We start from the raw sequence: 17660 nt of genomic DNA, 5'->3' as shown, positions 1-17660 counted from the left end.
GAATGGGGTCTCCCCTGCTCGAGCGGATCGAGAGCTTGGGGAGGGGAGTTCCTGACTCGTCCGGCCGTCCGGGCCGGACTCACAGTGGCGGGACCGCGCCGGACTCGCACCGGGCTTCCTCCCCTGTCGCCGTCTCAGAGCCTGCCGGGTGACCTCCGATCGGGCGGCCACGCCCTGGCACGCACGCTTCCGCCGTTGCCGAAATGCCTGGTGGTTCCTTCCCCAAGCTCTCAGCTTCGTTCGAGCAGGGGAGACCCCGTCCGAGGCCATCCCGGTGCCTTGGAATCGCACGCACCATGCCGCGTCCGCTCTCCGATCGAAGGTCCCCCGACAGGCTCTCAGGCGATGCCGGGCCGGGTGGCCCGCTGCTAGGCATAGTAAGGGCCTTACATCGGATGGGATTCATACAGCTCAGGATGATGGTCGGTATGCTCGCCGCCATGTCCACTTCCGACACCCCGCCGTCGGCCTCGGGGGAGCCCGTCTCCCGTGCCCGCGGCGATGCCTGCCCGGGGTCGCTGCGGCTCCACCGGGCGGACGACGGGGCGCTGGCGCGGGTGCGGATCCCCGGTGGTGTGCTGACTGCCCGACAGGCGGACGCGCTCCTCGGGGCCGCGCGGGAGTTGGGCGACGGTGAGCTGCATCTCACTTCGCGGGGCAATGTCCAGTTGCGCGGCCTCGGCCGGGAGTGCGGCGGACGGCTCGCCGAACTCCTGGGCGGGGCAGGGCTGCTGCCGTCCCGGAGCCATGAGCGGATACGCAATGTCGTGGCCTCCCCGCTCTCCGGGCTCGACGGCCGGGGCCACCGGGATGTCCGGCCGTGGCTGACCGCGCTGGACGCGCTGTTGTGCGGAAGTGACAAAGCGGCCGGGCTGTCCGGCCGCTTTCTCTTCGCGTTGGACGACGGCCGTGGTGACGTCGACGCCCTGGGCGCGGATGTGACGTTGCTGGGGCGGAGCGACGGGAGCGCGCTCCTGCGGATCGGGGCCGCTGAGGCGGTGTTGAGGGTCCCCGGGGACGATGCGCCGCGTGCGGCGCTCGTCGCCGCGGAGGCGTTTCTGGCGGCGGCGCGGGAGACGGGCGCCTGGCGGGTGAACGAACTGCCCTTTGCTGCGGATGAGTTGCTGGAGCCGGTCCGATCGGCGCTGGGGGTGGCCGGTGAGGTGGAGCGCGTACCGTCGGCGACGGCGGCGCAGGAGTCCGCGTACGGCGTCGTCGGTTCCGCGGCTTGTGTGGGGGTGCCGCTCGGGCGGCTCACCGGCGCGCAGTGGAAGAGCCTGTCCCGCGCGGGCGACGAGCTGCGGCTGACCCCGTGGCGGAGCGTCGTCGTGACGGGCGTGACGCCCGGCGGCGCGGCGAAGCGGCTGCGCGAGTGGGGTGCGGCCGGACTGATCGTCGGGCCCGGTTCCGCGTGGACGGGGGCCGGTGCGTGCATCGGCCGGCCCGGCTGTGCGAAGTCCCTGGCAGATGTGCGGGGTGACGCGGAGGCCTTCGTACGGACCGCCGGAGAGCCCGTTGCCGGGCAGCTCCCCGTCCACTGGTCCGGCTGTGAACGCCGTTGCGGTCACCCCAAGGGCGCCTGGGCCGACGTCGTCGCCGTTCCCGGTGGGTATCAGGTGGCCCAGGTCCGCGGCGGGGAACGGGGCGCCCCCGTGACGGTCCACGGCAGCCCGTCCGACCTGGCCGCCGCGGTGAACGCCGCCCGCCGTACCCGTAGCTGAACCACCGACCCGAGGGCGCTGCAGCCCGACCACCGACCGGAGAGAGCGAAACCACCGTGTTCCAGTACGAGAAGGACGGACCGGCGATCTACCGCCAGTCCTTCGCCACCATCCGCGCCGAGGCGGATCTCGTGGGGCTGCCCGCCGACATCAGCCAGGTCGCGGTCCGCATGATCCACGCCTGCGGCATGGTCGACCTCGTACGCGACATCGACTTCACCCCAGGGGTCGTGGCCGGTGCCCGCGCGGCGCTGCGCTCCGGTGCGCCGATCCTGTGCGACGTGGCCATGGTCGCCAGCGGGGTCACCCGCAAGCGGCTGCCCGCCGACAACGAGGTCATCTGCACCCTGTCGGATCCCACGGTCCCCGATCTCGCCAGGAAGCTCGGCACGACCCGCAGCGCCGCCGCGATGGAGCTGTGGCGGGACCGCATGGAGGGGGCGGTGGTGGCCGTGGGCAACGCACCGACCGCCCTGTTCCGGCTGCTTGAGATGATCGAGGAAGGCGCTCCGCGCCCGGCCGCCGTCATCGGTGTGCCCGTCGGCTTCGTCGGGGCCGCCGAGTCCAAGGACGCCCTGGCCGACCATCCGTCCGGCCTGGAACACCTGGTCGTACGGGGCCGTCGCGGCGGCAGCGCCATAGCCGCGGCCGCGCTCAACGCGATCGCCAGCGAGGAAGAGTAAGAGTGAGCGAGCAGAACACGGGCCGGCTGTACGGGGTGGGGCTCGGTCCCGGCGATCCGGCACTGATGACCGTACGCGCCGTGCGGACCATCGCCGAGGCCGATGTCATCGCCTATCACAGCGCCCGTCACGGACGGTCCATCGCGCGCTCCATCGCCGCCGAGCACATTCGCGCGGACCACATCGAGGAGAAGCTGGTCTATCCGGTCACGACGGAGACCACGGACCATCCCGGGGGGTACCGGGGTGCGATGGAGGAGTTCTACGGCGAGGCCGCGGCCCGGCTGGCGGTGCACCTGGACGCCGGACGGACGGTGGCGGTGCTCGCCGAGGGCGACCCGATGTTCTACGGCTCGTACATGCACATGCACAAGCGGCTCGCCGACCGGTATCCCACCGAGGTGATCCCCGGGGTCACGTCGGTCAGCGCGGCCGCCGCCCGGCTCGGCACCCCGCTCGCCGAGGGCGAGGAGGTGCTGACGATCCTGCCCGGCACGCTGCCGGAGGAGGAGCTGACGGCCCGCCTGGCCGCCACCGACGCCGCCGTGGTGATGAAGCTGGGGCGTACGTTCCCCGCCGTGCGGCGGGCCTTCGAGGCGTCCGGGCGGCTGGACGAGGCGTACTACGTGGAGCGCGCCACGATGGCCGGGGAGCGCACCGGCGATCTCGCGGACACCGACCCGGACTCCGTTCCGTACTTCGCCGTCGCGGTGCTGCCCAGCCGGATCGACGCGCCCCGGCCGGAGGCGGCCGAGGACGCGGAGCGTGTGGGCGAGGTCGTGGTCGTCGGGACCGGTCCCGCCGGTCCGCTGTGGCTGACCCCGGAGTCCCGCGGGACGCTGGCCGCCGCCGACGATCTCGTCGGCTACACCACGTACCTGGACCGCGTTCCGGTCCGCCCCGGACAGGCGCGCCACGGCTCCGACAACAAGGTGGAGTCGGAGCGCGCCGAGTTCGCCCTCGACCTGGCCCGGCGCGGACGCCGCGTGGCCGTGGTCTCGGGCGGCGACCCGGGGATCTTCGCCATGGCGACCGCCGTGCTGGAGGTCGCCTCGCAGGACGCGTACGCGAAGGTGCCCGTGCGGGTGCTGCCCGGGGTGACCGCGGCCAACGCCGCCGCCGCCCGCGCGGGTGCGCCGCTCGGCCACGACTACGCCACGATCTCGCTCTCCGACCGGCTCAAGCCGTGGGAGGTGATCGCCACCCGGCTGCGCGCGGCCGCGGCGGCGGATCTGGTGCTGGCGCTGTACAACCCGGGGTCGCGCACCCGCACCGAGCAGGTCGGCAAGGCCCGTGACCTTTTGTTGGAGCACCGTTCGCCGGACACGCCGGTGGTGGTGGGCCGGGATGTGGGCGGGCCCTCGGAGAGCGTACGCATCGTCACCCTGGCGGAGCTGGAACCGGCCGAGGTCGACATGCGGACGATCCTGCTGGTCGGTTCCTCGCAGACGCGGTCGGTGCGGCGGGGGGACGGTCAGCAGATCGTGTGGACGCCGCGGCGGTACCCGGAGGCCTGAGGTCCGGTCACAGAGCCTGTCGGCCGCGCAGGCCGGACAGCCAGTCCCCGGCGAGTTCCGGTGTGGGGACCACGGGGACGCCGTCCGGGACCGGCGGCCGGCGGACCACCACCACCGGAACGCCGGCCTCCCGGGCCGCGGTCAGCTTCGGGGCGGTGGCGTCACCCCCGCTGTCCTTGGTGACGAGGACATCGATGCGGTGACGGCGGATCAGTTCGCGCTCCCCGTCGAGGGTGAACGGCCCCCGGTCCAGCAGGATCTCCATCCGCGCCGGGTGGGGTCCGTCGGGAGCGTCCACCGACCGCATCAGGAACCACTGCGCGTCGAGACCGGCGAAGGCGGCGAGCCCCATCCGGCCCGTGGTCAGGAAGACCCGCTCCCCGAGTCCGGGCAGCGCCTGCGCCGCCTCGGCCAGGGAGCCCACCGGGTGCCAGCGGTCGCCGTCCGCGGGCACCCAGCCGGGGCGGCGCAGAGCGAGCAGGGGAACATGGGCGGCGGCGGCGGCCGACGCCGCATGGAAACTGATCGTCCCGGCGAAAGGATGGGTGGCATCGATGAGCGCGTCGACCCGGTGCGTACGCAGCCAGTCGGCGAGCCCCTCGGCCCCGCCGAACCCGCCGACCCGCACCTCGCCGGGCGGCAGCTTCGGACTGGCCACCCGGCCGGCCAGCGAACTGGTGACCCGGGCCCCGGCCGGGAGCGCCCCGGCCAGGTTCTCGGCGAGACGGCGGGCCTCCGTGGTGCCACCGAGGACGAGTACGTGCATGGGACCGGTCCAGACATGAGTGAGGCGAAGGGCGGGCGCAGCGCCCAACTCAAACACACCGGTCTGCGGCCCGGCTGGACGACCGGTGCCTGTGCGACCGCGGCCACGACCGCCGCGTACACGGCCCTGCTGACCGGCGACTTCCCCGACCCGGTGACCATCGTCCTGCCCAGGGGCCAGAGCCCGGCGTTCGCACTGGCGGTGGAGGAACTCGTCGCGGGCCGGGCTACGGTCGGCGTGGTCAAGGACGCGGGAGACGACCCGGACGTGACGCACGGCGCGCTGGTACGGGCCACCGTGCGCCGGCTGCCGCCGGGTTCGGGTGTGGTGTTCCGGGCCGGTCCGGGCGTGGGCACCGTGACCCGTCCCGGTCTGCCGCTCGACGTCGGAGAGCCCGCGATCAACCCGGTGCCGCGGCAGATGATGCGCGACCACATCGCGCGCGTGGCGGCGGACCACGGGGTCACGGGCGATGTCGAGATCACCGTGTCCGTCGATCACGGCGAGGAGATCGCCCGTTCCACGTGGAACCCGCGCCTCGGCATCCTGGGCGGCCTGTCGATCCTCGGCACGACCGGGATCGTCGTCCCGTACTCCTGCTCGGCGTGGATCGACTCGATCCGTCGGGGTGTGGACGTGGCCCGAGCCGCGGGGCACACGCATGTGGCGGGGTGCACGGGGTCGACCTCGGAGAAGACCGTCGTCGCCGAGTACGGCCTGCCGGAGATCGCCCTGCTCGACATGGGGGACTTCGCGGGGGCGGTGCTCAAGTACGTACGCAGGCATCCGGTGGAGCGGCTGACCGTCTGCGGCGGGTTCGCGAAGCTGTCGAAGCTCGCGGCGGGCCATCTGGATCTGCACTCCGCCCGCTCCCAGGTCGACCAGGGGTTCCTCGCCGGGCTCGCCCGGCAGGGCGGCGCGGACGCGTCGCTGGCCGCCGAGGTGGCGGACGCCAACACGGGTCTGGCCGCCCTTCAGCTGTGCGCGGCGGCCGGGGTCCCGCTGGGCGACCTGGTCGCGGTGGCCGCCCGCGACCGGGCGCTGTCGGTGCTGCGCGGGGCTCCGGTGGCCGTGGACGTCATCTGCATCGACCGGGCGGGCGCGGTCGTCGGCCGCAGCGACGTGCGCTGACGCGGGTGGCGGCGCCGGTCAGCAGGTGTGCCGGTCGCGTTCGGCCGAGTACAGGTGGCTGTCGCGGAACTGTTCGGCGCCCAGCGTGCGGCCGACCATGATGACGGCGGTACGGATCACCCCCGCGGCCTTCACCTGCTCGGCGATGTCGCTCAGCGAACCGCGCAGGATCAGCTCGTCCGGGCGGGACGCCATCGCCACCACGGCGGCCGGGCAGTCGGCCCCGTAGTGCGGCAGCAGCTCCTCGACCACGCGGTCGACGTACCGGGCGGCCAGGTGCAGCACGATCAGCGCACCGCTGCGGCCGAGCGTGGCCAGGTCCTCGCCGTCCGGCATGGCGGTGGCGCGGTGGGCGATCCGGGTGAGGATGACGGTCTGGCCGACGGTCGGCACGGTCAGCTCCCGCTTGAGCGCCGCGGCAGCGGCCGCGAACGCCGGTACGCCGGGCACCACTTCGTACGGCACACCTGCCGCGTCGAGCCGCCGCATCTGCTCGGCGACCGCGCTGAAGACGGACGGATCACCGGAGTGCAGCCGGGCCACGTCCTGCCCGTTCTCGTGGGCGCGCACCAACTCCTCGGTGATCTCGTCGAGGTTGAGCTGCGCGGTGTCGACGAGGCGGGCGTCCGGCGGGCATTCGGCGAGGAGTTCGCGGGGGACCAGGCTGCCCGCGTACAGACAGACCTGACAGGCGGCGAGCGTCCGGGCGCCGCGCACCGTGATCAGGTCGGCGGCGCCGGGACCGGCGCCGATGAAGTACACGGTCATCTGTTCTCTCCTGACGAGGGCGGTGCGGACGGTATCGGGGGGGTTCCGGGCTTGCGCACGGACCACTGGGTGACCGGCATGGCCTGCCGCCAGCCGGTGAAGCCGCCGACCGGCACGGCGTGCGCCACCGCGAGCCGCACCAGCTCGCCGCCGTGGCGCCGGTACCGCTCGGCGAGCAGCGCCTCGGACTCCAGCGTGACGGTGTTGGCGACCAGCCGTCCGCCGGGGGGCAGCACGTCCCAGCAGGCGTCGAGCAGCCCCGGCACGGTCAGCCCGCCGCCGATGAACACGGCGTCCGGCACCGGCAGACCGGCCAGTGCTTCCGGTGCCCGGCCGGTGACCACGCGCAGCGCGGGGACGCCGAGCCGGTCCGCGTTACGGGTGATGCGTCCGGCCCGCACCGGGTCGCGTTCGACGGTGACGGCGCGACAGGACGGGTGGGTACGCATCCACTCGACGGCGATCGACCCGGAACCGCCGCCGATGTCCCACAGCAGTTCGCCGGGGGCCGGGGCCAGTGCCCCGAGCGTGGCGGCGCGGACATGACGCTTGGTGAGCTGACCGTCGTGCTCGTACGCGTCGTCCGGCAGTCCGGGTACGGCGCCGAGCCGCAGCGCGTCCGGCGCACGACGGCACTCGACCGCGATGACGTTGAGCGGATCGCCCGCCGGATGCGCCCAGCCGTCGGCCGTACCCGTGACGCAGTCCTCGGCCTCGCCGCCGAGCTGTTCCAGCACCCGCATCGGGCTGGGCCCGAAGCCGCGTTCGCGCAGCAGCGCGGCCACGTCGGCAGGGGTTCCGGCACCCGCGCTCAGCACCAGCAGGTGCCGGCCCTCGTGCAGGGCGGCGGCCAGGCGGGCGACGGGCCTGCCCACCAGCGTGACGACCTCGGTGTCCTCCAGCGGCCGGCCGAGCCGGGCACAGGCGTAGGAGACGGAGGACGGATGCGGCAGGACGCGGAGATTTCCGGCGCCCAACTCCTCGCAGAGGGCGCGCCCGATGCCGTAGAACATGGGGTCGCCACTGGCCAGCACGGCGATGCGGAGCCCCTGGTGCGCGGTCAGCAGACCGGGCACGGCGGGCCGCAGCGGCGAGGGCCAGGGCACCCGCCGGCCCGCGCACTCCGGCGGCAGCAGCTCCAACTGCCGCGCACCGCCGATCACCACCTCGGCCCGGAGCAGTGCCGCGCGTGAGGTCCCGGGCAGTCCCTCCCACCCGTCTGCGCCGATCCCGACGACGGTGGGCGCAGGGGGCGGGGGCAGTGCGGGCTCTGCGGGGATCACGGCCGGTACCTCGGTGTTCGGGGGGTTTGACGCAGCCGAAACTCTACTGTTCGCGCTGGCCGCTGAGATCGTTCCGGCCGGGTGAGCATCGCCATACGTACGTCGGAGACACCTCGGGCCGGCCCACGCGCCGGGCAGGGGCGTTCGGGGCCGGCGCCGGCTCAGAAGTCGAAGACGGGTCCCGCGGTCGCCTCCATGACGCAGGCGTTCGGGTAGGTGCGCTGCCAGTCCACCGCGGCGCCGTTGTACGTCCCCTGCGCGGTGACCGTGACGGGGTCGTGGACCAGCGGGCACGGGTGCGGGCTGCCGGGCAGCTCGTCGAGGTCGCCCCCGGCCTCGTCCAGGGCGGCGCAGGCCTCCGCTGCCTTCGGGTGGTGACTGTGGGAGGCGACCGGACACTGGAGGCCGATGCCGCGGATCCAGGTGTTCTCGCTGCCGGAGACGGTCAGGAAGAGGCTGCCCCCCTGGGTGTCGGCATGCGCGGCGGGAACCAGGAGCAGGGGCGTGGCCAGGGCGGCGGCGGCCAGCGAGGCCGCGGCCAGACGCCGGGCGACGGAAGAGATGATCATGGTCTGGGTAACGAACAGCCGACCGCGAGGACACGAGCGGCGTCCTTTACGGGCGGGGCGAAGGGAGGCTTCCGGCATGCCGTTCGATCCGTTGGGGACAGCTCATGCCCGTAGGGCCGCCGCACTTCGCCTGGTGCCCCGCCGGAGTATCCTGGACGTACCGAGGACATTCCGTACATGCGTTTCCGAGCCCGTGTCGTTCTCGGCGATTCACCACACCGGGCCGGTGTACACCGGCCCGGGGCAGGGTCCGCGTCATGACTGCAACCACCGTGTACACGCCCGCGGTCGACGACCGGACCTTCTCTTCGTCCTCGTTGCCGCCGCGCCTCTCGCTGGCCCCGGCCGGCACCGCTCCCGCTCTGCTGGACGGTGCGTGGTGGCCGCGTTCCCGCGATCTGACGGCGGAACTTCCCGCGCTGACAGCGGTGCTCGACCCGCTGTGGGGGCGGATCACCCGCGTGACGGTGAATCCCACCGTCTGGCCCGTGATCCCACGGAAGGTGCCCGTCCGGGGGCATGTGGTCCACGTCGGCTGGTTCGGGCCCGAACAGGACCCGAACAAGTTGCTGCTCCTCTCCTACACCACCGGCCGCTGGGACCTGCTGGTGATCCCGCCGCAGACGGACCCGGGTACCGCCGCCTGGCTGCTGGCCGCAGCCGCTGATCCGGCGCGGAGCCTCACCGCGAGCGGGCTGATGCGGGAGGCCGAGCTCTTCCGGGCCGCGGCCGAGGCCGACTGGGACCTCGTCCGGGAGACGGTCTGGGACTCCGAGGGCGGCCACAGCGCCCGTCCGGCCTCGCGACGCCGTGCCGGAGCAGTCGCCCGGGCGCCGGGCCCGACAGAAGGGATGTGAGGGCATGGTTTTCATCGACGTGCGCGTGCGGAGGAGTGGTTTGCCATGACGTCGGATGCCCACGCCCCTACCCGTACCGATGACGCGGCGCCCCTCCTGCTTCTCTCGGACACGCGCAGTCGGCCGACCGTTCCCGGGATCGCGGTGCTGCGCATGGAGACGACCCCCGACCGTGAGGGGACCTTCGACGGTGCGTGGTGGCCGCGCTCCCGCGACATAGCGTCCCAACTTCCCAGCCTGATCGACGCCTTGGCCGCCCGGCTGGGACCCATCGCGCGGGTCGGTCTGGACGCGAGCGCCTGGGACGATACGCCGGGCCACCTGGTGATCGGTGGCCGGACCGTCCGTATCGACTGGTCCGCCGTCGACGACAGCACGATGCTCGTCACGCGTGGCCATCAGGACCACTTCTCGTTCCTGGTGATCCCGCCACAGGCCACGGCAACGGCCGCGCGCGCCGCGATGGCCATGGCCGTGCAGGACGGCAACAGCACTCCCGCGGAACAGATTCTCATGGACGCGGGCATCGTCCCCCCTTCCTCGGGTTGACGCGCACGCTCCCTCGGATGGACGCGACTCCGATGGTCTCGCCGCCGGAGCCGGCCCTTCCTAATTCGGTCTTAATCGGGTCATTTTATTTTCTACTCTGCATTGCCGTGCCACTGCCCCTCGACACGGAACCAGAGCCCCGGCGCATAGATCGCATGGACGACCGGGGCTTCCCCCTTCGCCACCTGCAGGATCCTCAAAGTGCCGCTCGGGAGTACGTCGTACTCGTAGACCGTCTCGGAGTCGCCCTCCGTGATGTCCGCGTAGGAGATGTCCGCCACGCCCCGTTCCGCGTATTCCCTGGGGGGACGATTCTCCACCAACTTGATGAAAACACCCATGCTTTGACGATAAGACCCCTGCGGCCGTCGCGCTTGCCGGGCGGCACTCGACGGCCGAGGAACCGGAGGGTGTTCAGTGCTGCCCGGCCGGTTCGATGTTCTGGTTGGCGTGGAAGAAATTGTCGGGGTCGTACGCCTGCTTGACGGCCGCGAGCCGGTCGTAGTGGTCGCCGTAGGTGGCCCGTACCCGGTCCTGGGACTCGCCCGCGCCGATGAAGTTCACGTACGTCCCGCCCATCGACTGCGGATGCAGCTCCTCCCAGTAGTCCACGCACCACTGCCGGATCGTCTCCGCCTTGTCCGGGTCGGGGTCGATGCCCGCGATGACGCCGGACCAGACGGCGTCCCGGTACGCCCAGGCCGTGTCGTCCGGGCCGATCCGGTGGGCGGCCCCGTCGACCGGGTACAGGTGCGTCGTCGACAGGTCCGTGGGGAGGTTCTCGGTGTACTTGGCGTGGACGGCGATGGCGTCGTCCGTGATCCGGTCGAAGAAGTTGCCCCGCCAGTACCACTGCAGTCCGCTCGGGAGTATCGCGTCGAACATGGTCTGGAGCGTCGGGTAGGGCATCGGCGAGGTGAAGTGGAAGGCGGGCGGGCCAGGTTCGTCCACGGCCTTCAGGGTGGCTTCGAGGAGCTCGGGGTCGCCGGTCCAGCACCAGACGACGCCGCACATCTTCTGGCCGTGGATCTCCTCCGGGAACGGCGGACCGGGCGGCACGGTGAGCGCCGCGAAGAAGCCGTTCAGGTCCTCGGGTGCCTGCGGCAGGAAGTCCCGGTACCACTCGAGGACTTCGCGGATCCGGTCGACCGGCCACACGGTGATCGCGACCCCCACGGTGTCCACCGGGTGCAGCCGGAGGTCGAACGAGGTGACGATGCCGAAGTTCCCGCCTCCTCCGCGCAGCGCCCAGAAAAGGTCGGCGTTCTCGTTCTCGTTCGCCGTGACGTGGCTGCCGTCGGCCAGGACGACGTCCGCCGCGAGGAGGTTGTCCACGGTCAGGCCGTACCTGCGGGTGAGATAGCCGTGACCGCCGCCGAGGGCGAGGCCGACGACCCCGGTCGTCGACAGGATTCCGGAGGGCGTGGCCAGGCCGAACGCGTGGGCGGCGTGGTCGAGGTCGGCGAGCAGGGTGCCGCCGCCGACCCGGCCGGTCCGGGCGGTGGGATCGATGTGCGCCCAGCGCATCGGAGACAGGTCGAGAGTGACGCCGTCGTCCACCAGGCACAGTCCGGGGCCACTGTGTCCGCCGCCCCGCACGGCGAGTTCGAGACCTTCGCCACGGACGAAGTCCACCGCGGCCATGACGTCCGCCGCGTCCGCGCACCGCACCACGGCCGCCGGGCGCCGGTCGATCATGGCGTTGTAGATCGTGCGGGCCTCGCGGTACTCCGGGTCCTGTGGGCCGATGACCGGACCGCGCAACGCGGCCCTCATCGCCTCGAGCGTGGTGGCGTCCATGGCCGTCTCCTTGCCGCGGGTGCGGACCGCTGTTGTCTCCACGCTCCCGCCGGTCGGAGGGCCGTGCAATCGGCAGGCGCGGCGCAAAGAGCGGGATGCGGTGTCCGGGAGGTCAGGAGCGGTGGGCGGGTTGCCCGGACAGGCGCACCATGAATCCATGGACGGACCCCTGGGTGAGGTGAGCCTGCCGGGGCGCCTCGCCGCGCCCGGCGAGGGCATCAGCCCGGAGGAACTCGCGCTCGCCGCCCGCAACCACGGTCTGCCGCTGGAGGCGCTGCGCTACGACATCACCCCGCCCGGACTGCACTACGTGCTGGTCCACTACGACATCCCCGAGATCCCGGACGGCTCCGCGCAGCTCACCGTGCACGGCAGGGTACGGACGCCGCTGGCCCTGGACCTGGCGGCGCTGCGGTCGTTCCCGGCCGTCACGCTGCGCGTCACGATGGAGTGCGCGGGCAACGGCCGGGCCCGGCTCGTACCGCGGCCGGTGAGCCAGCCGTGGCTGGTCGAGGCGGTCGGTACGGCGGAGTGGACCGGGGTGCCGCTGCGGCTGCTGCTCGCCGAGGCCGGGGTGGAGCCCGACGCCGTCGAGGCGGTGTTCTGCGGGGCCGACCACGGTGTCGAGCGGGGCGTCGAGCAGGACTACAGGCGGAGCCTGCCGGTGGACGTGGCCACCGGCGACACACCGGACGTGCTGGTGGCGTACGCGATGAACGGCGGTCCGCTGCCGCCGCAGCACGGCTGTCCGCTGCGGCTGGTGGTACCCGGCTGGTACGGCATGGCGCAGGTGAAATGGCTTCGGGAGATCCGGCTCACCGAGACCCCGTTCACCGGCTTCCAGCAGACGACCGCCTACCGCTACCGGCAGGAGCCCGACGAGCCGGGCGAGCCCGTCACCCGGATCGCCCCGCGGGCGCTCATGATCCCGCCCGGGTTTCCGGACTTCATGTCCAGGACCCGTTTCGTACGCCCCGGCCGGGTGCTGCTCCGGGGTCGCGCCTGGTCGGGGGAGCCGCCGGTCACCCGGGTCGAGGTGAGCACGGACGAGGGTCGTTCCTGGTACGACGCCGAGCTCGCCCCGCCGGACGGGGACGGCAGGCACACCTGGGCCTGGCAGAAGTGGCAGGCGTGGTGGAAGGCGGCGCCCGGCAGCCATGTCCTCAGCGCCCGTGCCACCGATGCCGGGGGCCGGGTTCAGCCCCTCACCCAGCCGTGGAACCGCGGCGGCTTCGGCAACAACCTGGTCCAGCGGATCGCCGTCCACTGCGGGGTGGGATGAGCTCAGACGAGAAGTTTCGTCTTCGCCCGCTGGTACTCCTCGTCCGTGATCGCGCCCCGGTCCTTCAGCTCGGCGAGTTTCGCCAGGTCGTCGACGTTGCTGCCGGCGTGTTTCGCATGGCCGTGCGTGTCACCGGTGGTGGCGGCTTCCCGCACGTACGCCTTGAAGGCGGCTTCCCGTTCCTTGGCTTGCTCGATGTCGCGCTTCCCCATGGATTTACCGCGTGCGATCACGTAGATCAGGACGCCGAGGTACGGCAGTAGCAGGGCCAGGATCAGCCAGCCCGCCTTGGCCCAGCCGCCGAGGTCGTCGCTGCGGAAGATGTCCGCGATGACCTTGAAGAGGAGAAAGAGCCACATGATCCACAGGAAGAACCAGAGCATGGTCCAGAAGAGGTTGAGCAGGGGGTAGTTGTCCACGTTCCGCTCCCTGGTCGTCGCGTCGTTCGGATCGTCGCTTCGCCTCGGTGACACAGCCCTGAACGACTTTCGTAAATCAGTCATATCATCAGATTTCAGCCCCTGCTCGCTGTCGTCCGGACCGTTCCCCAGGGCCGTTCCCGCAGAGGCGGCGCGGAGTACCGTGGAATGACCGAGGGAGGCGTGTGGCGTATGAGCGCCGCAGATGGGTCCGCCTGGAGCCCGATCGGGGCGATCGGCCGCGTCACCGTGCCGATCCCGCCGAACGGCCCCGGCGAAGTACTGGTGGCCGTACGGGGTGGGTCGGAGGCCTACACCGCATGGTCGGCGACGTCGATCGACAGGGACGCACGCGTCATTGTCGTCGACTCGGTCTCGGCGCGGGGCGTGATCGTCGAACGCCTGCCGTCCTGAACCGGCAACCGATGCCGGGGAGCGGCGTCGGGGAACGGCGATGCACGACGCCGCACCGGGACATCATGTCGAGAAAGACGTACGGCAGGAGTCCGCTCATGTTGTTCTGGCACGTTCCCGCCCCCAACGAGGCGATGCTCATCTCCGGATCGAAATCGAAACGGCAGACCCAGGACACCCAGTTCCGGATCGTCACCGGTCACGGCAGCTTCGTCATACCGGTGAAGCAGAAGGCGCGGATGCTCTCCCTGGCGCTGCGCGAGGCGGAGATCACCGAGGACTGCGTCACCCAGCAGGGCATCCGCCTGAACGTCCGCGCCGTCGCCGTCTTCAAGGTCGGTGACGACGCCGTCTCCATCGCCAACGCCGCCCGCCGCTTCCTGTCCGAACAGGAACAGATGGAGGAACTCGCCGGCCGGATCTTCGCCGGACACCTGCGTTCGATCGTGGGCGGGCTGACCGTCGAGCAGATCATCCGGGAGCGGAACCGGGTCTCCCAGGAGGTCATCGCGGGCAGCCACAGCGAGATGGAGAAGCTCGGCATCGTCGTGGACGCTCTCCAGATCCAGGAGATCGAGGACTCCACCGGCTACATCAACAACCTCGCCGCCCCGCACGCCGCCGCCGTCGCCAGCCAGGCCCGGATCGCCCAGGCCCGAGCGGACCAGGAGGCGTCCGAGCGGGAGCAGCAGGCCGCGGCGCTCAAGGCCGAGTACGAACGCGACACCGCGATCAAGCGGGCCGGCTTCCTCGCCGAGACGGAGCAGTACAACGCCCGCGCCGCCCAGGCCGGACCGCTCGCCCAGGCCAGGGCCTCGCATGAGGTCGTCGAGGAGCAGACCGCACTGGCCGAGCGGCAGGCGGCACTGGCGGCGCAACGACTGGAGGCGGAGGTCAGGCGTCCGGCGGACGCCGAGGCGTACCGGCAGCGCACGCTCGCCGAGGCCGCCCGCGATCAGGCGAAGTTCCAGGCCGACGGCAGCGCGTACGCCGAACGGACCCTCGCCCAGGCGCAGGCCGACGCCAACACCGCGCGTGCCGGCTCGCTCCGGGACGGAAATCAGGAGCTGATCGCGGCCAACCGCATCGTGGAGAACCTGCCGGCCCTGGCCGACGCGGCCGCCCGCGGGATGTCGGGGGCCGACCTCACCGTGCTCAACGGCACCAACGGTGTCAACGAGATGGCGGCGGGCGTGGTCAGCCAGGGGCTGGCCATCCTCCACGCGCTCCAGCGCGGCGCGAACCCGGTGAAGTCGGCGGTCGACGCGAAGCGGTCCCCGCGCATCACCGAATCGAACTGAGCCGGACTACTTCTCCGCTCCGGAGCCCTCCGGAGCCCTCCGGAGCGGGGGATCCCGCCGCGGGCGAATGCGCTGCGGGGGCTTCTGCCGCGGGGATGGCGCTCGCAGCACCTTCATCCGTCGCTGTCCGCCGGGCCGTGGCGACCTTTCGCTGATACATCAGAAGTCCCATGAACCCCGCGGCGAACCCGCTGATCAGCCCCGATACCGCATGGTTGACCGCGTTGGCCGACGCGCTGTCCGGGAGGCCGATGATCAGGTAGTTGGCCCCGCACTCATCACCGCCCCGGTCACGCCGCCGATGAGGCCGCTGATGGCAGCGCCGCGCACGGGCGACTGCGGGGTGTGGTCGGTACGGGCAGGGGCGAGCGGTGCGGTCATCGTCGGAGGCCCTCCAGACAGACTGCGATGAGAGACCGGGAGGGCACCGCCGGGCAAGGCGATGGTGCGTGCCCAGCGGCCTTCTCACCCGGGCGGCCCACCGGTCCGGAGGGTGCAGCGGATACCTTGCGGCAGAAGGCACTTCGCCGGCAACCACTTCTCGAATCCGGTGTCCTGGGGGTGGTGGTGGGCGCGGAGGGACGCCGGCGGATCAGTAAATGGTCAACTGCCCGTCCCGGATGGCGTAGAGTTGTGTCTACCGACGCGGGGTGGAGCAGCTCGGTAGCTCGCTGGGCTCATAACCCAGAGGTCGCAGGTTCAAATCCTGTCCCCGCTACTGAAGAATCAGGCCCGGCATGCATAGAGCGTGTCGGGCCTGATTCGTGTTTTCGTGTTTCCGTCCCCCCTTCGGCCGATGCGGAGTCGCCGCGCGACGCCGCTCCGGCAAGCCTGGGGGAGCGGGGCGCGGCACCGTCCGCAGTCAGGCGCGTACCGAGCAGGCCTTCGGCCGATGCGGAGTCGCCGCGCGACGTCGCTCCGGCAAGCCTGGGGGAGTGGGGCGCGGCACCGTCCGCAGTCAGGCGCCTACCGAGCAGGAGACCGCAGGAACCGCTGCGCGTACCGGGCAGGAGACCACAGGTGGGGATGGCGGAGAAGCTGCGCGGGGCGCGGGGCGGGGGCGGCAGACCTTCCCGGCGGTTCGTCAGCGCGCTGCCGGCGCTGCTGATCGCCGTCGGGCTCGTGTTCGACATCCTCACCCCGCCGCCGTTCACCGCCGTGCCGCTGTTCGTGGCGGCCCCGCTGGCCGCCGCACCGTTCTTCACCCTGGCGGGCACCGTCCGTATCGGCGCCGCCTCGCTGCTCTCGATCCTCGTCCTGCGGAGCGAGAGCGGCACGGTGCTGCAGGTCGTGCCGTCCCTCGAGGTCCTCACCGTGCTCACCTCCTCGGCCCTCGCCCTTTTCATCAACGGAGTCGTACGGCGTGGCAATGAGCAGCTGGCTTCGGCGCGGGTCATCGCGGAGACCGCCATGCGGGCCGTGCTGCCGAAGCCGAACGACTCGATCGGCGGGCTGCAGGTCGCCGCGCGGTACGAGGCGGCGCAGGCGGACGAGTTCGTCGGCGGCGACCTGTTCGCCGTGGTGGACACCCCGCACGGCGTGCGGCTGGTGGTCGGGGACGTGCGGGGCAAGGGGCTCGACGCGGTCGAGGCGGTGGCGGTGATCATCGGCGCGTTCCGGGAGGTCGCCGAGCAGGAGGCTTCGCTGGAGGGCGTGGCGCAGCGGCTGGAGCGGGCGCTGGCGCGGGAGGGGGAGCGGCGCGGCGGGATCGATCCGGTCGAGGGTTTCGTCACCGCCGTACTCGCCGAGGTCCCGCCCGGTGCGGCCGAGGTGCGGATCGTCAACCGCGGCCATCCCGAGCCGCTGCTGCTCCACCCCGACGGGGGGGTGGAGGTGCTGGTGCCGAGTGTGCCCGCGCTGCCGCTCGGCATGGGGCTCGGGGTGTGGCCGGACGTGGCCGACGCCTGGGGTCTGGCCGCCGGGGCCACGCTGCTCGTCTACACCGACGGTCTCTCCGAGGCGCGCGACAAGCACGGGGTGTTCTACGACCCGGCGGCCCGACTGCGTGGGCGGATCTTCCCCGGGCCCGAAGAGCTGCTGTCCGCGCTGACCGATGACGTACGGCTGCATACGGGCGGCAAGTCCACCGACGACATGGCACTGGTCGCAGTCGTACGGCCCGCGGAAGGCCAGTCGGAGCGGCGCAGGACCGTGAAGATCGTGGGCCGCGGGCAGGAGTGAGGCGCGGCTGCGTGACCACACGAGGACGATGCCACCGTGCGTAATCGAAGAGTGCCGCTCTGCATAACGTTTGACGCAACGTCAGAAAGACGGTAGCGGCTGAGTCCAGGTCAACTCGCCCGATTGCACCCGGTTGTGTCCCGTAAAGTCCAGGCCAAGACCGTGAATGATCAGCGGGAGCGGCTTGGAATCAGGCCCGTGTGTCTATTAACGTTCGATAACGCAGCGCGGTCGTCCCAGCCGTCGTCAGTGGCGGCACCGTGCGCGAGCGCCGAATTCCGCAAGGGAACCGGGGAACCACCTACATGGGGTGAATCGGATACCTGTGTCTCGTGAGAGGCAGAGGGATCCGTAGGAGACCTTCCTGCTCCGAACCCGTCAGCTAACCCGGTAGGCGAGAAGGAAGGAAAGGAGTGCGC

Annotated in this window: 18 protein-coding genes, 1 tRNA gene and 2 riboswitches; of the genes, 11 read left to right on the top strand and 8 right to left on the bottom strand. The window is 71.8% G+C overall.

The window, feature by feature from the left end; translation table 11 throughout:
- Positions 1-45: 45 nt before the first annotated feature.
- Positions 46-121, bottom strand: a riboswitch (cobalamin riboswitch).
- 307 nt (positions 122-428) lie between these two features.
- From AB0I23_RS34090 to AB0I23_RS34080, 3 genes are read left to right on the top strand one after another with little or no spacing between them, the layout of a single operon-like run.
- Positions 429-1721 (top strand): cobalamin biosynthesis protein CobG, encoded by a 1293-nt coding sequence (locus AB0I23_RS34090; RefSeq protein WP_359115333.1) that lies wholly within the window; start codon positions 429-431, stop codon positions 1719-1721.
- A 56-nt stretch (positions 1722-1777) separates the two neighbouring features.
- Positions 1778-2404, top strand: coding sequence for a precorrin-8X methylmutase (locus tag AB0I23_RS34085; RefSeq protein ID WP_359115330.1), 627 nt, complete (start codon positions 1778-1780; stop codon positions 2402-2404).
- Between the two features lie 2 nt (positions 2405-2406).
- A complete protein-coding gene (locus tag AB0I23_RS34080; protein WP_359115327.1) occupies positions 2407-3921 on the top strand; it encodes a precorrin-2 C(20)-methyltransferase in 1515 nt (504 codons plus the stop codon).
- Positions 3922-3928: 7 nt separating this feature from the next.
- Here AB0I23_RS34080 and AB0I23_RS34075 read toward each other — a convergent pair whose 3' ends face one another.
- Positions 3929-4687 carry a cobalt-precorrin-6A reductase gene (locus tag AB0I23_RS34075; protein WP_359115324.1) on the bottom strand — a complete coding sequence of 253 codons (759 nt, stop codon included), beginning with the start codon at positions 4685-4687 and terminating at the stop codon, positions 3929-3931.
- A 15-nt stretch (positions 4688-4702) separates the two neighbouring features.
- Between AB0I23_RS34075 and AB0I23_RS34070 the strand changes: the two genes are divergently transcribed.
- Positions 4703-5818, top strand: a complete 1116-nt coding sequence (locus tag AB0I23_RS34070) for a cobalt-precorrin-5B (C(1))-methyltransferase (protein WP_359115321.1) — start codon at positions 4703-4705, stop codon at positions 5816-5818.
- Positions 5819-5836: 18 nt separating this feature from the next.
- On the opposite strand, the gene cobM is transcribed toward AB0I23_RS34070, so the two are convergent.
- The 3 genes from cobM to AB0I23_RS34055 form a co-directional block, all read right to left on the bottom strand.
- Positions 5837-6586 (bottom strand): precorrin-4 C(11)-methyltransferase, encoded by a 750-nt coding sequence (gene cobM, locus AB0I23_RS34065; RefSeq protein WP_359115318.1) that lies wholly within the window; start codon positions 6584-6586, stop codon positions 5837-5839.
- On the bottom strand, positions 6583-7869 hold the full coding sequence (gene cbiE / locus AB0I23_RS34060) for a precorrin-6y C5,15-methyltransferase (decarboxylating) subunit CbiE (protein WP_359115316.1): 1287 nt from the start codon (positions 7867-7869) through the stop codon (positions 6583-6585). The genes cobM and cbiE overlap by 4 nt, the downstream gene beginning before the upstream one ends.
- A gap of 161 nt (positions 7870-8030) precedes the next feature.
- Positions 8031-8438, bottom strand: coding sequence for an SSI family serine proteinase inhibitor (locus tag AB0I23_RS34055; protein ID WP_359115313.1), 408 nt, complete (start codon positions 8436-8438; stop codon positions 8031-8033).
- A gap of 257 nt (positions 8439-8695) precedes the next feature.
- On the opposite strand from AB0I23_RS34055, the gene AB0I23_RS34050 reads away from it, so the two are divergent.
- Positions 8696-9295 carry a DUF5994 family protein gene (locus AB0I23_RS34050; RefSeq protein ID WP_359115310.1) on the top strand — a complete coding sequence of 200 codons (600 nt, stop codon included), beginning with the start codon at positions 8696-8698 and terminating at the stop codon, positions 9293-9295.
- Between the two features lie 45 nt (positions 9296-9340).
- Positions 9341-9844 carry a DUF5994 family protein gene (locus tag AB0I23_RS34045; RefSeq protein ID WP_359115307.1) on the top strand — a complete coding sequence of 168 codons (504 nt, stop codon included), beginning with the start codon at positions 9341-9343 and terminating at the stop codon, positions 9842-9844.
- 92 nt (positions 9845-9936) lie between these two features.
- Here AB0I23_RS34045 and AB0I23_RS34040 read toward each other — a convergent pair whose 3' ends face one another.
- Positions 9937-10185, bottom strand: coding sequence for a hypothetical protein (locus AB0I23_RS34040; RefSeq protein ID WP_359115305.1), 249 nt, complete (start codon positions 10183-10185; stop codon positions 9937-9939).
- A gap of 73 nt (positions 10186-10258) precedes the next feature.
- Positions 10259-11644, bottom strand: coding sequence for an FAD-binding oxidoreductase (locus tag AB0I23_RS34035; RefSeq protein ID WP_359115302.1), 1386 nt, complete (start codon positions 11642-11644; stop codon positions 10259-10261).
- A gap of 157 nt (positions 11645-11801) precedes the next feature.
- On the opposite strand from AB0I23_RS34035, the gene AB0I23_RS34030 reads away from it, so the two are divergent.
- Positions 11802-12926 (top strand): sulfite oxidase, encoded by a 1125-nt coding sequence (locus AB0I23_RS34030; protein WP_359115299.1) that lies wholly within the window; start codon positions 11802-11804, stop codon positions 12924-12926.
- A 2-nt stretch (positions 12927-12928) separates the two neighbouring features.
- Here the strand turns inward: AB0I23_RS34030 and AB0I23_RS34025 are convergent, their stop codons facing one another.
- The gene (locus AB0I23_RS34025) at positions 12929-13345 is read right to left on the bottom strand and encodes an SHOCT domain-containing protein (RefSeq protein ID WP_359115297.1); all 417 of its coding nucleotides are present in this window, start codon (positions 13343-13345) and stop codon (positions 12929-12931) included.
- 192 nt (positions 13346-13537) lie between these two features.
- Here AB0I23_RS34025 and AB0I23_RS34020 point away from each other — a divergent pair, with 192 nt between their 5' ends.
- Both AB0I23_RS34020 and AB0I23_RS34015 read left to right on the top strand, forming a co-directional pair.
- On the top strand, positions 13538-13759 hold the full coding sequence (locus tag AB0I23_RS34020) for a hypothetical protein (RefSeq protein WP_359115294.1): 222 nt from the start codon (positions 13538-13540) through the stop codon (positions 13757-13759).
- A 98-nt stretch (positions 13760-13857) separates the two neighbouring features.
- Positions 13858-15060 carry an SPFH domain-containing protein gene (locus AB0I23_RS34015; RefSeq protein WP_359115291.1) on the top strand — a complete coding sequence of 401 codons (1203 nt, stop codon included), beginning with the start codon at positions 13858-13860 and terminating at the stop codon, positions 15058-15060.
- Positions 15061-15315: 255 nt separating this feature from the next.
- Here AB0I23_RS34015 and AB0I23_RS34010 read toward each other — a convergent pair whose 3' ends face one another.
- Positions 15316-15441 (bottom strand): hypothetical protein, encoded by a 126-nt coding sequence (locus AB0I23_RS34010; RefSeq protein ID WP_359115288.1) that lies wholly within the window; start codon positions 15439-15441, stop codon positions 15316-15318.
- Between the two features lie 263 nt (positions 15442-15704).
- Here AB0I23_RS34010 and AB0I23_RS34005 point away from each other — a divergent pair.
- Both AB0I23_RS34005 and AB0I23_RS34000 read left to right on the top strand, forming a co-directional pair.
- Positions 15705-15778, top strand: a tRNA-Met gene (locus tag AB0I23_RS34005).
- A 308-nt stretch (positions 15779-16086) separates the two neighbouring features.
- Positions 16087-17241 (top strand): PP2C family protein-serine/threonine phosphatase, encoded by a 1155-nt coding sequence (locus AB0I23_RS34000; protein ID WP_359115285.1) that lies wholly within the window; start codon positions 16087-16089, stop codon positions 17239-17241.
- Between the two features lie 259 nt (positions 17242-17500).
- A riboswitch (cyclic di-AMP (ydaO/yuaA leader) is annotated at positions 17501-17653 on the top strand.
- The last annotated feature ends 7 nt before the right edge of the window (positions 17654-17660 follow it).

It is taken from the genome of Streptomyces atratus (assembly GCF_040655115.1).
GTDB lineage: Bacteria > Actinomycetota > Actinomycetes > Streptomycetales > Streptomycetaceae > Streptomyces > Streptomyces atratus_D.
This window is presented reverse-complemented; position numbering and strand designations above follow the sequence as displayed.